Raw genomic sequence first — 14789 nt, 5'->3', positions numbered from 1 at the left:
CGCCTCAGAACCGCATCGGCTGCGGGGCCTCCCGGCGCTCCGGGTCCGGGCCCTCGTACTCGCGGATGATCTCGTAGCGGGTGTTCCGCTCGACCGGGCGGAAGCCGGCGTCCCGGATGAGGTCGAGGAGGTCCTCGCGGGTGAGCTTGTTCGGCGTGCCGTAGTTGTCGGCGTCGTGCGTGATCTTGTACTCGACGACCGAGCCGTCCATGTCGTCCGCCCCGTGCTGCAGGGCGAGTTGGGCGGTCTGCACGCCGTGCATCACCCAGAAGACCTTGACGTGCGGCACGTTGTCGAAGAGCAGCCGCGAGACGGCGAAGGTCTTCAGGGCCTCGGCGCCGGTGGCCATCTGGGTGCGGGCCTGGAGCGTGTTCCGGACCTTGCCGTCCTTCATGTCCACGAAGTCGTGCTGGTAGCGCAGCGGGATGAAGACCTGGAAACCGCCGGTCTCGTCCTGGAGTTCACGCAGCCGGAGCACATGGTCGACGCGGTGCCGGGGCTCCTCGATGTGGCCGTACAGCATCGTGCACGGGGTCTTGAGGCCCTTCTCGTGCGCGAGGCGGTGGATCCGCGACCAGTCCTCCCAGTGGGTGCGGTGGTCGACGATGTGCTGCCGGACCTCCCAGTCGAAGATCTCGGCGCCGCCGCCGGTCAGGGACTCGAGCCCCGCGTCGATCAGCTCGTCGAGGATCTCGGAGGCGGGCAGGCCGGAGATCGTCTCGAAGTGGTGGATCTCGGTGGCCGTGAACGCCTTCAGTGAGACGTCCGGCAGCGCCTTCTTCAGCTCGCTGAGCGAGCGCGGGTAGTACCGCCAGGGCAGGTTGGGGTGCAGGCCGTTGACGATGTGCAGCTCGGTGAGGTTCTCGCCGCGCATCTCCTCGGCAAGGCGCACGGCCTCCTCGATGCGCATCGTGTACGCGTCCTTCTCGCCCGGCTTGCGCTGGAACGAGCAGTACGCGCACGACGCGGTGCACACATTCGTCATGTTGAGGTGCCGGTTGACGTTGAAGTGCACCACGTCGCCGTTCTTGCGGGTACGCACCTCGTGGGCGAGGCCGCCGAGCCAGGCGAGGTCGTCCGAGGCGTAGAGGGCGATCCCGTCCTCGCGGGTCAGCCGCTCACCGGCCAGAACCTTCTGCTCAAGGTCACGCTTGAGTCCCGCGTCCATCCTCAACCTCTCCCGGCAGCCCTGCAGACAACTCCGGCCAACGGTACGCCTAGACCTCTTCCGGCAGTTCGCCGACCCGGTTCTCCCACTTCGTGGAGAGCACGATGGTGGTACGCGTACGCGAGACGCCCTTCGTACCGCTGAGCCGGCGGATGATCTTCTCCAGGCCGTCCACGTCACCGACGCGGACCTTGAGCATGTACGAGTCGTCGCCCGCGATGAACCAGCAGTCCTCGATCTCGGTGAGCTCCTTGAGTCGCTGCGCCACATCCTCGTGGTCCGTGGCGTCGGAGAGCGAGATGCCGACCAGGGCGGTGACGCCGAGGCCGAGCGAGGCGGCGTCAACCGTCGCGCGGTAGCCGGTGATGACCCCGGCCGCCTCCAGGCGGTTGATGCGATCGGTGACGGAGGGCCCGGAGAGTCCGACGAGCCTGCCGAGTTCGGCGTACGAGGCCCTGCCGTTCTCTCTCAGGGCCTGAATGAGCTGCCTGTCCACCGCGTCCATAGGTCTGGCGCCTTCCATTATTCAGCGATGTCGTGAGTTTACGTGTGAAAACTAAGGCACACAGGTCGTCCCTCCTGTGATGCCATTAACGGATCAACGAAAATCTTCAGGCAGCTCCGTCGCGAGAGGCGCCCCCGAGCTCTCCCTCCCACCGGCGGTAGAGCCGGTGCGGCACCGACGCCGCGTCGAGCACCCGCCCGGCGACGAAGTCCACCAGATCCTGGATGTGCGTCGCCCCCGCGTAGAACGCGGGCGAGGCGGGCAGTACGGTCGCGCCCGCCTCGTCGAGCGTCACGAGGTGCTTCAGCGTCTGGCCGTTCAGCGGGGTCTCACGCACCGCGACCACGAGCCGCCGCCCCTCCTTGAGCGTCACGCTCGCCGCCCGCTGGAGCAGATCCTTCGAGAGCCCGAGCGCCACTCCGGCCACACAGGCCGTCGACGCCGGGACGATCAGCATCCCCTTCGTGGCGTACGAGCCGGACGACGGCCCCGCCGCGAGGTCACCCGCGCCCCAGTGACGTACCCCCGAAAGATCCGGTACGGCGAAGGTGTCCGGCTTGCCGTCGGCGCCGCGGGCCAGCCACTGGGCGAGGTCGTCCTGCCAGTGCGCGTCCCGGAACGCGATGCCCGTCTCGTCGAGCAGGGTGAGCCGCGAGGCCCGGCTGACCACGAGGTCGACGCTCTCGCCCGCGGCGAGCAGGGCGCGCAGCAGGGCGGCGGCGTACGGCGTCCCGGACGCGCCGGACACCCCGACGACCCAGGGTCGGCGCACTGTGTGTTCGGGTACTGGCTGCACGCGTACGAGCCTAGCCGCAGGCCGCCTCCCGGACCGCGCGGGGCTTTTTCCCCGGTTCCGCCCCTTCCCGGCTGATCTCTCAGCCCGTCCGGCGTTTGAGGACGCGGGGGTCCGGGGGCAAGGCCCCCGGTTACGGGAAGGGGCGGGACCGGGGACTAAACCGACAGCCCCCGCACCAGCAGATCGAGCAGCGCGCACACGAAGAGCGAGATGCCGATGAAACCGTTCGTCTGGAAGAAGGCGCGGTTGAGGCGCGTCAGGTCATGCGGGCGGACGATCGTGTGCTCGTAGAGGAACGCCGCTGCCACGACCACCAGGCCGAACCAGAAGAACGCCCCCGCGCCCGTCGCCACCGCGTACCAGACCAGCAGTCCCGTCGTCACCGCGTGACAGCCCCGCGCCCCCCGGATCGCCGCCGGAATCCCGAACCGGGCCGGTACCGACATCACCCCGACCTCGCGGTCCGTCTCCACGTCCTGGCACGCGTAGATCAGATCGAAGCCACCGATCCAGATGCCGACCGCGAGCCCCAGGATCACCGCGTCCCAGTGCCAAGAACCCGTGATCGCGAGCCACGCCCCCACCGGCCCCATCGCCTGCGCGAGCCCGAGAATCGCCTGCGGAAAGTTCGTGAACCGCTTGCCGTACGGATAGACCACCATCGGGATCACCGCGATGGGCGCGAGCGCCAGGCACAGCGGGTTGAGCAGGGCCGCGGCACCGAGGAAGACCACGAGCGCGATCAGCGCACCGGTCCACGCCGACCGCACCGACACCGCACCCGTGACCAGCTCGCGCTGCGCGGTGCGCGGATTACGGGCGTCGATCTCGCGGTCGATGATCCGGTTCGCGGCCATCGCGAAGGTGCGCAGGCCCACCATGGCGATAGTGACGAGGAGCAGCCGCCCCCAGTGGATGTTCTTGTCCCACTGGTACATCGCGGTCAGCGCGGCGATGTACGCGAAGGGCAGCGCGAACACCGAGTGCTCGATCATGACCAGGCGCAGGAACGCCTTCGTACGGCCGGGCTGCGGCTGCTGCGGCAGTGCCGCGGATGCGCTGGTCACGAGAGCCCGTACTCCTTCCAGCGGCGGTCGACGAGCGCCGCCGTCGCCGGGTCGGACTCGACCATGTGCGGCCAGCCGCCGTCCCGGGTGTAGCCCTCCTCGGGCCACTTCGCGGTGGCGTCGATGCCCGCCTTGCCACCCCAGAACTGCTGGTACGAGGCGTGGTCGAGGTGGTCGACCGGACCTTCGGCCACGGTCAGATCGCGGGCGTAGTCGACATTGCCGAGGGCGCGCCAGGAGACCTCGTGCAGGTTGTGCACGTCGCAGTCCGCGTCCACAACGACGATCAGCTTGGTCAGCGACATCATGTGCGCGCCCCAGATCGCGTGCATCACCTTCTGCGCGTGCTTGGGGTACTTCTTCTCGATGGAGACGATCGCGCAGTTGTGGAAGCCGCCGGACTCGGGCAGGTGGTAGTCCACGATGTCCGGGACGATGACCTTGAGGAGGGGGAGGAAGAAGCGTTCCGTGGCGCGGCCGAGCGGCCCGTCCTCGGTCGGCGGGCGGCCCACCACGATCGACTGGAGCAGCGGCCGCTTCCGCATCGTCACGCAGTCGATCCGCAGGGCGGGGAAAGGCTCCTGCGGCGTGTAGAAGCCGGTGTGGTCGCCGAACGGGCCCTCCGGCAGCATCTCGCCGGGCTCCAGCCAGCCTTCCAGGACCACCTCGGCGTGCGCGGGGACCTGGAGCGGCACCGTCTTGCAGTCGACCATCTCGACGCGCTTGCCCTGGATGAACCCGGCCAGCATGTACTCGTCCATGTCGCCGGGGAGCGGCGCGGTCGAGGCGTACGTGACGGCCGGGGGGCAGCCGAAGGCGATCGCGATGGGCAGCTTCTCGCCGCGGCGGGCGGCCACCTGGTAGTGGTTGCGGCTGTCCTTGTGGATCTGCCAGTGCACGCCGATGGTGCGCCGGTCGTGGCGCTGGAGCCGGTAGAGGCCCAGGTTCCGGATGCCGGTCTCGGGGTGCTTGGTGTGGGTGAGGCCCAGGTTGAAGAAGGAGCCGCCGTCCTCGGGCCAGGTGAACAGCGCGGGCAGCGCGTGCAGGTCGACGTCCTCGCCGGCGAGGACGACCTCCTGCACGGGCGCGTTGTCGGACTTCACCTTCTTCGGCGGTACGTGGGTCATCGCGCCGAGCTTCCCGAACGCCTCGCGGATGCCGACGAACCCCTGCGGCAGCTCGGGCTTGAGCAGCCCGCCGATCTTCTCGCTGATCTCGCCGTACGACTTGAGACCGAGCGCCTTCAGCAGGCGGCGGTCGGTGCCGTACACGTTCATCGCGAGGGGCAGGTCCGAGCCGCGTACGTTCTCGAAGAGGAGAGCCGGGCCGCCCGACTTCTGTACCCGGTCGACGATCTCACCGACCTCCAGGTGTGGGTCGACCTCGGCCTTGATGCGCTTGAGATCGCCCTCGCGCTCCAGCGCCCGGAGCAGGGAGCGAAGATCGTCGTAAGCCATGCGGTCCAGTATCGGCTACTCGCTACGCTGGATACGTCACGGGGGCCGCTGACGCGGCCCCGCTTTCCACACTCAGGGGGACCGTTTCATGCGGGTGCTGCTGATCCTGGTGCCACTGGCACTCAGCATTTACGCGTTCATCGACTGCATCACCACGGACGAGCAGGATGTGCGGTACATCCCCAAGCCGCTCTGGGCGATCCTCGTGCTGCTCTTCCCGCTCGTCGGCTCGATCTCGTGGCTGATCGTGGGCAAGGAGCGCGCGGTGCGGGGCCCGGCGGGGGCGGCCCGTCGCGGCGGCTGGGTGGCGCCGGACGACAACCCCGAGTTCCTCAACTCCCTTCGGGAGAACGAGAAGCAGGGCAAGCAGGACGACCCGGACGACGAGGCGTTGCTCAAGCAGTGGGAAGAGGACCTCAAGCGCCGCGAGGAGGAACTGAAGCGGCGCGACGGCGAGGGCGGTTCCGGTTCAGGCGGTCCGGAGGACAAGGCCTAAGGCGCGTACAACTCCCGTAGCTCCCGCCAGCGTTCACGCGTCCAGGTCGACCAGTCCTTGGGGCTGCCGTCCAACGCGTCCGCCAAGAGCTCGAAGTGGTCGTGCCAGCCCGCCAGGCAGTCGAGACGGAGCGTTTCGTCTCCTTCGAGTGTGTTGGTGAAGCGGAGCGTCGTGAACGTGAAGCCGTCGTGCTCCAGGTGGAAGCGCATCCGGCCGAGCACCGGGCGCACGGTGTACTCGACGACCCGCTCCACATCCCAGGCCGTCACCCGGCCCTCGTGCACCTCCGCCGCGTCCTGCTGGTTCAGCCAGCGCAGCGTCACGGCCCCGCCAAGCCGGGGCTCCAGGACGTCGGCGGCCGCGAGCCAGCCGACGAGCCCGTCCCGCGTGGCCACCGCGTGCCAGACCTGGTCCACGGGGTGCGGCAGGTGCAGCACGAAGTGCAGATGCAGGACGCCGTCCTCGGTGCGGCTCGCCCCCCGCTCGATCGTCGCACTCATAACACCAGCGTGGCCCGGTGCCGAGGGATATGCACCCCTGACGGCACCGGGCCACCGCTACGAACCGCCCGTGATCAGACCCCGGCGTACGAGTGCTTGCCGGTGATGAAGATGTTGACGCCGTAGTAGTTCCACAGCCAGGTCGCGAAGGCGAAAAGCGCCAGGTAGGCGGCCTTGCGGCCCTTCCAGCCGGCGGTCGCGCGGGCGTGCAGGTAGCAGGCGTACACGATCCACGTGATGAACGACCAGACCTCCTTGGGGTCCCAGCCCCAGTAGCGGCCCCAGGCGTCGCCCGCCCAGATCGCGCCCGCGATGATCGTGAACGTCCACAGCGGGAAGACCGCGGCGTTGACGCGGTACGAGAACTTGTCCAGGGAGGCGGCGGAGGGCAGCCGGGACAGGACGGAGGAGGCGAAGGTGCCGGGCTTGAGGCCGCGGTCGAGCTTCGACTCGTACGCGTCCCGGAACAGGTAGAGCACCGTGCCGACCGCGCCCATGTAGAAGACCGCGCCGCAGAAGATCGCGGTGGAGACGTGGATCCACAGCCAGTACGAGTCGAGGGCCGGGACCAGCTGATCGCTGTCGGTGTAGAGCCACTTCGTGGCGATGCCCAGGTCGAGCAGGACCGTGGTGACCAGGACGAGGCCGAGCCAGCGGACGTTCTTCTTCAGCGCGAGGAGCAGCAGGTACGCGCCGACCGCCACCGTGGAGAAGGTGATCGAGAACTCGTACATATTGCCCCAGGGGGCGCGCATCACCGACAGCGCGCGGGCCACCACACCGCCCGCCTCGACCAGGAAGCCGAGGACCGTGAGCGATACGGCGATCCGGCCGTAGAGGTCGCCCTTCTCGGTGCCGCCGTGCGCCCCGGGCCCGTCCGGGACGTCACGGCTTCCGGCGACGGAGCGCGTGACGACCTTGGGGCGGTCGAGGACGGCGGTGCCGCCGCCCGCCTGCTTCACGGTGACGGCGGGGGCGGTCTTGGTGGCGCCGGACTTGGCGGACGCCCCGGTGAGCTGGGCGGCGGTGCGGCCGACCTTGGAGCGGCTGCCGAAGACCCATTCGGCGATGTGCGCGAGGAACGCCAGCGTGTAGACGGCCATCGACGAATAGATCAGCACGTTGCTGATGTTCGCCAGGTTCTCGTTGGTGGCGGCGGCGGCGAGATTCACTTCTCAGCCCCTTCGGCAGGTACTGCTTCGGATGATGCGGCGGAACCCTGGGGTTCCCGGGATTCCTGAGCTTCGTGGGTGTCGGCGTCCGGCTCGGGTTCCGGGGCCGTGGGCGCCTGGTCGTGCAGCGTGCCCGCCAGGTCGGCCAGTTCCTCCGGGAGCCGGGCGGACTCGCTGCGGCCGAGGCCCGCGAGTTCGACGACGGTCACGCCGTCCGGGCCCGCGGCGGCCCGGACCCAGACGCGGCGCCGCTGAACGAAGAGCGAGCCCACGAGCCCGACGAGGGCGGCGACCGCACCGGCGAGCGCCCAGCCGTTGCCGGGCTGCTGGGAGATCTGGAAGGTGGCCCACTCCTTGAGGTCCTTCTCGAAGGTGATGGACCCGGCGCCGCCCGGGAGCTTCATGGTCTCGCCCGGAAGCAGCCGCTGCTTGAACAGCTCGCCGTTCTTGTCCTTGAACTCCTTCAGCGCCTTGGTGTTCAGCTGGTACACGTTCTGCGGCAGGCCGGAGTCCACGCCGAGGCTGCCGTGGTACGCGGAGAGCGCGAGCACCGGGAAGTCGGGCGCGGGGAACTGGGAGAACATCTGGCCCTTGCCGGCGCCCGCGAACGTCGGCACGAAGAAGGCGTTGAAGCCGAGCTGCTCCTTCTTGCCGTCCTTGTTGCGGTAGCCGTCGGCGACCTTGATCGCGCCGGTCGAGGTGATGTTGGAGTCGATCGGCAGCATCGGCACGGCGCCGTGGTAGACGACCTCGCCCTTGGGGCCCTTGACGGTGACGACCGGGGCGTAGCCGTGGCCGATCAGATAGACCTTGGAGCCATCGACCTCGAGGGGCTTGTTGACCTCGATGACGGTCTTCTTCTCCGTGCCGTCGGCGCCCTCGGAGTACGTGACGTGTGCCTTGTACGTGCGCGGCGTGCCCTTCTGCGGGCCGCTCTCCTCGTACGTGTCCTCGAACTTGTCGAGCTCGAAGCTGAACGGCACCAGGCTCTCGGTGTCGAAGAGATTGCCGGACTTGAAGTCGTCGTACTGCGTGAGGGTGTTGGCGAAACCGTCGCCCTCGGTGATCAGCTTGCCGCCCTCGGACTTGAGGAGCGTCCCGGCGGCGAAGGCCACCAGCATCACGATCAGGGCGACATGGAAGAGCAGGTTCCCGGCCTCGCGCAGATAGCCCTTCTCGGCGGCGACCGCGTCCCCGGTGGCCTCCACCCGGAACCGTCGCTTCTTCAGTAGCGCCTGGGCGGCCTCGCGTACGTCCTCGGGGGCGGCCTCGGTGCGCCAGGTCGCGTACGCGGGAAGGCGGGTCAGGCGGCGCGGGGCGCCCGGCGGGCGGCCGCGCAGCTGGCCGACGAACTGCCAGGTGCGCGGCACGATGCAGCCGATGAGCGAGATGAAAAGCAGGATGTAGATCGCCGAGAACCACACCGAGCTGTAGACGTCGAACAGCTGGAGCTTCTCGTAGATCGGCGTGAGCCCGGTGTGCGCCTTCTTGAAGTCCTGCACCTTCAGCTCGTCCACGCTGTTCTGCGGGATCAGCGAGCCGGGGATGGCGGCGAGCGAGAGCAGGAAGAGCAGGAGCAGGGCGATCCGCATCGAGGTCAGCTGGCGCCAGAACCAGCGCGCCCAGCCGATCACGCCGAGCGCCGGAAGCTGCGGCCCGGCCGACGCGTCGGACCGGTCGGCGGCGGCCTCCTCCTGCGGGGCGGTGGAGAGCTGGGACGTGGCCGCGCCCAGGTCCCGGTCGTTGTCGATCTCTGCCTTGCTCACGATCAGATCCCCACGGTGAAGCCGGAAGTCCAAACCTGCATCTGGGAGACGATGTGGTCCCAGACACCGGTGACGAGCAGCAGACCGGTGACGACGAGCATCGCACCGCCGATCCGCATGACCCAGACGTAGTGCCGCTTGACCCAGGCGAAAGCGCCGAGGGCCCGGCGGAACGCGACGGCCGCCAGAATGAACGGCAGCCCGAGACCGATGCAGTAAGCGACGGTCAGTATCGCGCCGCGGCCCGCGCTGGCCTCGCTGACGGAGAGAGCGGTAACAGCGCCCAAGGTCGGGCCGATGCACGGCGTCCAGCCGATGCCGAAGAGCACGCCCAGCATGGGCGCGCCGAGCAGCCCGGTCGTCGGGCGCTTATGGAAGCGGAATTCGCGCTGGCTCAGGAACGGCAGGGCGCCCATGAAGAAGAGCCCGAGCACGATGGTCAGCGCGCCGAGCACCTTCGAGATGATCTCCCGGTGCTCCTGCAGCGTCGAACCGAAGCCGCCGAACAGCGCCCCGCCGGACACGAAGACCGCGGTGAAGCCGAGCACGAAGAGCCCGGCCCCGGCGGCCATCCGGCCCCGCTTGGCCTCGGCGAGGTCGCTGCCGCTGACTCCGGTGACGTACGACAGATAGCCGGGCACGAGCGGCAGGACGCAAGGTGAGAAGAAGGACACGAGACCGGCGAACAGCGCGATCGGCAGGGCGAGTACGAGGGCGCCGCTGATCACCGTCTCGGTGGGATCCCCGAGGGCCAGGACGAGAGGGGGCACGCGAATCACTTCTCCGCGATCAGCGGGTCGATCATCTTGTGCAGTTGCTTGTCGTTGACGGCCTGCAGGGCGCGGGCGGCGATCTTGCCGTCACGGTCGATGACCACAGTAGAAGGGATGGCCTGCGGACTCAGGCTCCCCTTCGGGAAGCGCAGGATCAGCTTGCCCGACGGGTCGTAGAGGCTCGGATACGTAATGCCGTGGTCCTCTTCGAACTTGATCGCCGGGCCCTTGCTGGTGTCCCGGGTGTTGATCCCGAGGAACTCCACGCCCTTGGATCTGGTCTCCTCGTAGACCTTCTGCAGATACGGCGCCTCGACCCGGCAGGGCCCGCACCAGGAGCCCCACACGTTGACGACGACGACCTTGCCCTTGTAGTCGGCGAGGGAGATCTTCTTGCCGTGCAGGGTCTCGCCCTCCAGCTTCGGGGCGTCCTGCCGTTCGCCCTTCGCTGCGGTGGCGACGCCTTCCTTGCCGGCGACGAAGTTGGTGTTACCGCCCCCGCCCTGGGTGCCGCCGTTGCCGCACGCGCTCAGGACGAGCGCGGCGACGGCGGCTCCCGCGGCGATCCGGGCACGTCGGAGGGCAGGACGGCGAAGACTCATGTGAAAAGTTTCGCATGACCGATTCGAGGATCTTGCGCGCCCCCCGGGGCATACGGAACTGCCTGTTCAGGCGGCATCTTTCGGGCCGTTCAGGCGGCGCTCCGCAGGTTCTTCCAGCCGCCCACGGGCTGCTGCCCGACCTCCAGCCCCTGAAGCGCGGCCAGCACCTCGGGCTTCTGCACATCGAGCCAGTCGACGAACTGCCGGAAGGAGACGAGCCGCACGTCGCGCTTGCCCGCGACCTGCTTGAGGGTCGCCTCGACGGCATCCATATAGATCCCGCCGTTCCACTCCTCGAAGTGGTTCCCGATGAAGAACGGCGCCCGGTTCGTCTCGTACGCCCGCTGGAACCCGGCGAGGTAGGACTCCGTGGCCTGCTTGCGCCAGCCCGGATAGTTGTGGGCGGGAGCCTTGGTGCTGTTCTTCGACTGGTTGGCCAGGATGTTGTAGTCCATCGACAGGACCTCGAAGCGGTGGCCGGGGAACGGCATGGCCTGCAACGGCAGATCCCAGATGCCCCGCTTCTTCACCGGCCAGCGCTGGCGGCCGCCGGGCGAGGAGGCGTCGTAGCGCCAGCCGAGCTCGCGGGCGGTGGGCAGCAGGTTCTCCTGGCCGAGCAGGCAGGGGGTGCGGCCGCCGACGAGTTCCTTGTCGTAGTCGAACGGCAGCGGCGGCAGATCCTTGAAGCCGGTGTGGGTGCGCCACTTGGTGACGAACGTCTTGGCCTGATCGATCTCGCTGCGCCACTGCTGCGGGGTCCAGTTGGCGACGGAGCCCGAACCGGCGCAGAAGTGGCCGTTGAAGTGGGTGCCTATCTCGTGGCCGTCGAGCCAGGCCTGGCGGACGTACTTGAGGGTCTCCTTGATGTGGCCATCGGTGAGATAGCCGATATCGGAGGCGCCGACGGTGTTGTTCGGCGGCCGGTAGAGGCGCTTCTTCGACTCGGGCAGCAGATAGAGGCCGGAGAGGAAGAACGTCATGTGCGCGTCGTGCTCGCGGGCGAGCTTCAGAAAGCGCGGGAAGAGCCCATTGCCGACCTCACCGGCGCCGTCCCAGGAGAACACCACGAACTGCGGCGGCGTTTCGCCCGGCTCCAGCGGTACCGGGCGCCCCGGCTGCCGCGGCTGCTTTCCCGTGTACGCAGTGGAACCGTCACCTATGGGACGCCCCTCTTCCGGGGTGTCCTTGCCCTTGGCGCTGCCGGGCGAGTCGGCATCGGCGTGCCCGGCGCACCCGGCAAGCCCCGCGGCGGCGGCGCCAAGTCCCAGGCCCAGCAGGCCCCTTCGGCTGAATTCGCGCATTGTGTCCCCATTCCTCGCACTTGCCCCCGTACAGGCAGAGGCGTCCCGACCGCCCCGAAAGAGGGCGGGGCGAATGGGGAGGTTCCGGAAACCAGCCATTTTTCTTCGGGTGTGACAAGGCTGAGACATGCACTACGGAGAAGGGCCGGACACCCTGCTGGGTGCCCGGCCCTTCTCCGTAGTGCGGGATTTCGCAGTCGGTCTGCGCGGTTACGGGGGTTACGCCCCGAACGCCTTGTCCTTGCCCTTGACCGCCTTGGCCCCGGCAAGGAGATGCGCGGGAACCAGGTCGCGGGCGGGCTCGGTGTACCCCACCGAGACGATCTTGTCGCCGCGGTAGGTGAAGGTCGTCAGGGACGCGAGCGTGCACTGCCGCTTGCGCGGGTCGTGCCAGAGGCGGCGCTTCTCCACGAAGCTGCGCACGATCCAGATGGGCAACTGGTGCGAGACGAGCACCGCTTCGTGCCCGCGCGCCGCGTCCTTCGCGGCGTCGATCGCGCTCATCATCCGTACGACCTGCTCGACGTACGGCTCGCCCCAGGACGGCTTGAACGGGTTGACGAGGTGCTTCCAGTTCTGCGGGTGCTTCAGGGCGCCGTCGCCGACGCCGAAGGTCTTGCCCTGGAAGACATTGCCCGCCTCGATGAGGCGTTCGTCACTGGCCACGTCCAGGCCGTGCGCCTTCGCGATCGGGGTCGCGGTCTCCTGCGCCCGCTCCAGGGGCGAGGCGCCGACATGCGTGACGTCCCGGTCCGCGAGGTGCTCGGCGACCCGGTCGGCCATCTGCCGCCCGAGCTCGGAGAGGTGATAACCGGCCAGCCGGCCGTACAGAATCCCCTCCGGGTTGTGCACCTCGCCGTGGCGCATCAGGTGGACGACGGTCAGCTCGGCGCTCATGCGGTGGCCTCCGTGGCCTGAGCGGCGGCGCGGGCGGCGGCGGGCAGGGCGGCGGCGATGCGGTCGAGGGCGCGCTCGTCATGCGTGGTCGACAGGAACCAGGACTCGAAGGCGGACGGCGGCAGATACACGCCGTCGGCCAGCATCGAGTGGAAGAACGCATTGAAGCGGAACGCCTCCTGCGCCTTGGCGTCGTCGTAGTTCCGCACCTCGTCGGCGGTGAAGAAGACGGAGAACATATTGCTCGCCGCCTGCACCTGATGCGCCACGCCCTCCTTGCTCAGGGCCTCGGTGACGAGCTCGCGAAGCCGCGCCGAGGTCCGGTCCAGCGTCGCGTACGCCGCGTCGTCGAGCAGCCGCAGCTGGGCGAGGCCCGCGGCGGTCGCGACCGGGTTCCCGGAGAGCGTGCCCGCCTGGTAGACCGGCCCGGCGGGCGCAAGGTGCGCCATCACATCGGCACGGCCACCGAAGGCGGCGGCCGGGAAGCCGCCGCCCATGACCTTGCCGAAGGTCAGCAGGTCCGGCTCGACGCCGTCGACGCCGTACCAGCCCGCCTTGCTCGTACGGAAGCCGGTCATGACCTCGTCCGAGATGTACAGCGCGCCGTTCTCCCGGCAGAGCTCCTTCAGTCCGGCGTTGAAGCCGTCCCTGGGCGGTACGACGCCCATGTTCCCCGGCGACGCCTCGGTGATGACGCAGGCGATCTCGCCCGGGTGCGCGGCGAAGGCGGCCCGGACCGCCTCGAGGTCGTTGTACGGAAGGACGACCGTGTCCCCGGCCTGGGCGCCGGTGACACCCGGGGTGTCCGGCAGCGCGAACGTGGCGACGCCGGAGCCCGCGGCGGCGAGCAGCGCGTCCACGTGCCCGTGGTAGCACCCGGCGAACTTGATGACCTTCGCGCGACCGGTGAAGCCGCGGGCGAGCCGGATCGCGGACATCGTCGCCTCGGTGCCGGAGGACACCAGGCGCACCTGCTCGACCGGCGCCACGCGCGCGACGATCTCCTCGCCGAGCGCGACCTCACCCTCCCCCGGCGTGCCGAACGACATCCCGCGCCCGACCGCCTCCTGCACGGCGGCGACGACCTCGGGGTGCGCGTGCCCGAGGATCATCGGTCCCCAGGAGCACACGAGGTCGACGTACTCGCGACCGTCGGCATCGGTCAGGTACGGACCCGTACCGGACACCATGAAGCGGGGCGTACCGCCCACGGCGCGGAAGGCGCGCACCGGGGAGTTCACACCGCCGGGCGTCACGCGGGCGGCGCGGTCGAAAAGCGTCTGCGAAACGGGGGCTTCGTATGAGTACGGCACTTTGGTCCTGATCTGGATTCGAGGTACGGCAGGGCGACAGGTCCGACGCGAAGGGTTCCGCCCGCCGCACTGGCCGAACGAAGGGTCTCCGCATCATCACAACTGGGCGTCAGCCCCCTCGCGTCTGCGAAACTGGGGCGTCATAGGGAAAGCTCACACAAGCCATGGTGTCAGAGCCCTCGGACATCCTGTGGACAGGTGTTTCGGCGCACGCCCTGCGCGCGTGTGTTCTGCGCACGTGTTCCGGCGTACGTTTCGGCGTGCGGCCATGGGGGAGGTCACAGACACGATGATCGGGTTGCGCGGCGGGGGCCGTGTTGCCTAAAAAGCAGTCGGGTGGAGATATGCATCGCGGTGGCGGACTGGGCGAGGGGACCGGCGGCCCCGGTCCACGGCGTGCCCGTCGGGGGAAGCACCGACGCGAAGCGGACGAGACGGCCCATGCCGCGGAGGCGGAGCAGGCCACGGACCGGACGGCACAGCCGGAACAGCCGGACAGCCCGGAGAACATGACGGGGAGCAGGAGTGGCCGGGTGGGGGTGACCTACAAATACTTCGGCGCTCCGGACGGGGCCACCGCTGCCCGCGTGCCCATCTCGATGCGGCCGGAGGAGCTGGGCGGCGATGAGCTCGGCATGGGCGGCATGTTCACGAAGATCAAGCCGGAGACCATGGCCGCGATGGTCCTCACCGGCATCGAAGGCATACCTCTGCACAAGGTGCCCCCGCTGGAACTCGTCGTCCTCCACCCCGACTACGCCGTAGTCAGACTCCCGATGACCGTCGTCGACCCCCTCCGCGGCATCGGCGAGGAAGCCGTCGGCGCGGCCGCGTTCATCTGGTCCACGGTCCCGGACCGCGGCGGCCCCCGCGACGCGTTCAACGTGTACCAACTCCTGCACGAATGGCAGGACTTCTCCCATCGACTGCATGAGGCCGGACATCAGGCTTATTGCCTGGTTTGGCCCTGAACGGG

General features: G+C 68.9%; 15 protein-coding genes. 2 read left to right on the top strand and 13 right to left on the bottom strand.

From position 1 onward, the window contains the following. Positions 1-4 precede the first annotated feature (4 nt). The 5 genes from mqnE to ACWD10_RS25820 all read right to left on the bottom strand — a co-directional run bounded on the left by mqnE (position 5) and on the right by ACWD10_RS25820 (position 4993). Complete coding sequence (gene mqnE / locus ACWD10_RS25840; RefSeq protein WP_451094936.1) at positions 5-1168, bottom strand: aminofutalosine synthase MqnE; 1164 nt, start codon at positions 1166-1168, stop codon at positions 5-7. A 49-nt stretch (positions 1169-1217) separates the two neighbouring features. Beyond that, on the bottom strand, positions 1218-1673 hold the full coding sequence (locus ACWD10_RS25835) for an Lrp/AsnC family transcriptional regulator (RefSeq protein ID WP_451094934.1): 456 nt from the start codon (positions 1671-1673) through the stop codon (positions 1218-1220). A 106-nt stretch (positions 1674-1779) separates the two neighbouring features. Further along, the gene (locus ACWD10_RS25830; protein ID WP_451094932.1) at positions 1780-2469 is read right to left on the bottom strand and encodes a UbiX family flavin prenyltransferase; all 690 of its coding nucleotides are present in this window, start codon (positions 2467-2469) and stop codon (positions 1780-1782) included. A 155-nt stretch (positions 2470-2624) separates the two neighbouring features. After that, complete coding sequence (mqnP, locus tag ACWD10_RS25825) at positions 2625-3536, bottom strand: menaquinone biosynthesis prenyltransferase MqnP (RefSeq protein ID WP_451094930.1); 912 nt, start codon at positions 3534-3536, stop codon at positions 2625-2627. Further along, positions 3533-4993 carry a menaquinone biosynthesis decarboxylase gene (locus ACWD10_RS25820; RefSeq protein ID WP_451094928.1) on the bottom strand — a complete coding sequence of 487 codons (1461 nt, stop codon included), beginning with the start codon at positions 4991-4993 and terminating at the stop codon, positions 3533-3535. The genes mqnP and ACWD10_RS25820 overlap by 4 nt, the downstream gene beginning before the upstream one ends. Before the next feature lie 88 nt (positions 4994-5081). Between ACWD10_RS25820 and ACWD10_RS25815 the strand changes: the two genes are divergently transcribed. Continuing rightward, positions 5082-5489 (top strand): PLD nuclease N-terminal domain-containing protein, encoded by a 408-nt coding sequence (locus ACWD10_RS25815; RefSeq protein WP_451094926.1) that lies wholly within the window; start codon positions 5082-5084, stop codon positions 5487-5489. On the opposite strand, the gene ACWD10_RS25810 is transcribed toward ACWD10_RS25815, so the two are convergent. The 8 genes from ACWD10_RS25810 to hemL all read right to left on the bottom strand — a co-directional run bounded on the left by ACWD10_RS25810 (position 5486) and on the right by hemL (position 13813). Next, a complete protein-coding gene (locus tag ACWD10_RS25810; protein ID WP_451094924.1) occupies positions 5486-5989 on the bottom strand; it encodes an SRPBCC domain-containing protein in 504 nt (167 codons plus the stop codon). The two genes, ACWD10_RS25815 and ACWD10_RS25810, sit on opposite strands and share 4 nt — an antisense overlap. A 74-nt stretch (positions 5990-6063) precedes the next feature. Next, positions 6064-7161: a c-type cytochrome biogenesis protein CcsB gene (gene ccsB / locus ACWD10_RS25805; RefSeq protein WP_451094922.1), complete on the bottom strand. Its 1098-nt coding sequence runs from the start codon at positions 7159-7161 to the stop codon at positions 6064-6066. Continuing rightward, positions 7158-8927 carry a cytochrome c biogenesis protein ResB gene (gene resB / locus ACWD10_RS25800; protein ID WP_451094920.1) on the bottom strand — a complete coding sequence of 590 codons (1770 nt, stop codon included), beginning with the start codon at positions 8925-8927 and terminating at the stop codon, positions 7158-7160. The genes ccsB and resB overlap by 4 nt, the downstream gene beginning before the upstream one ends. A gap of 2 nt (positions 8928-8929) precedes the next feature. Then, positions 8930-9697: a cytochrome c biogenesis CcdA family protein gene (locus ACWD10_RS25795; protein WP_451094918.1), complete on the bottom strand. Its 768-nt coding sequence runs from the start codon at positions 9695-9697 to the stop codon at positions 8930-8932. 5 nt (positions 9698-9702) lie between these two features. Beyond that, on the bottom strand, positions 9703-10302 hold the full coding sequence (locus tag ACWD10_RS25790) for a TlpA family protein disulfide reductase (protein WP_451094916.1): 600 nt from the start codon (positions 10300-10302) through the stop codon (positions 9703-9705). A gap of 89 nt (positions 10303-10391) precedes the next feature. Further along, entirely contained in the window at positions 10392-11603 is a 1212-nt protein-coding gene (locus ACWD10_RS25785; RefSeq protein WP_451094914.1) for a hypothetical protein, read from the bottom strand. Between the two features lie 219 nt (positions 11604-11822). Continuing rightward, positions 11823-12500 (bottom strand): histidine phosphatase family protein, encoded by a 678-nt coding sequence (locus tag ACWD10_RS25780; RefSeq protein WP_451094912.1) that lies wholly within the window; start codon positions 12498-12500, stop codon positions 11823-11825. Then, on the bottom strand, positions 12497-13813 hold the full coding sequence (gene hemL, locus ACWD10_RS25775) for a glutamate-1-semialdehyde 2,1-aminomutase (protein ID WP_451094910.1): 1317 nt from the start codon (positions 13811-13813) through the stop codon (positions 12497-12499). The genes ACWD10_RS25780 and hemL overlap by 4 nt, the downstream gene beginning before the upstream one ends. Before the next feature lie 533 nt (positions 13814-14346). Here hemL and ACWD10_RS25770 point away from each other — a divergent pair. Further along, the gene (locus tag ACWD10_RS25770) at positions 14347-14784 is read left to right on the top strand and encodes a hypothetical protein (protein ID WP_451094908.1); all 438 of its coding nucleotides are present in this window, start codon (positions 14347-14349) and stop codon (positions 14782-14784) included. Positions 14785-14789 lie beyond the last annotated feature (5 nt).

The sequence above is a fragment of the Streptomyces sp. NPDC002851 genome (assembly GCF_053591935.1).
Note: the sequence above shows the minus strand (reverse complement) of the source record. Positions and strands in the feature narration are given on the sequence as shown.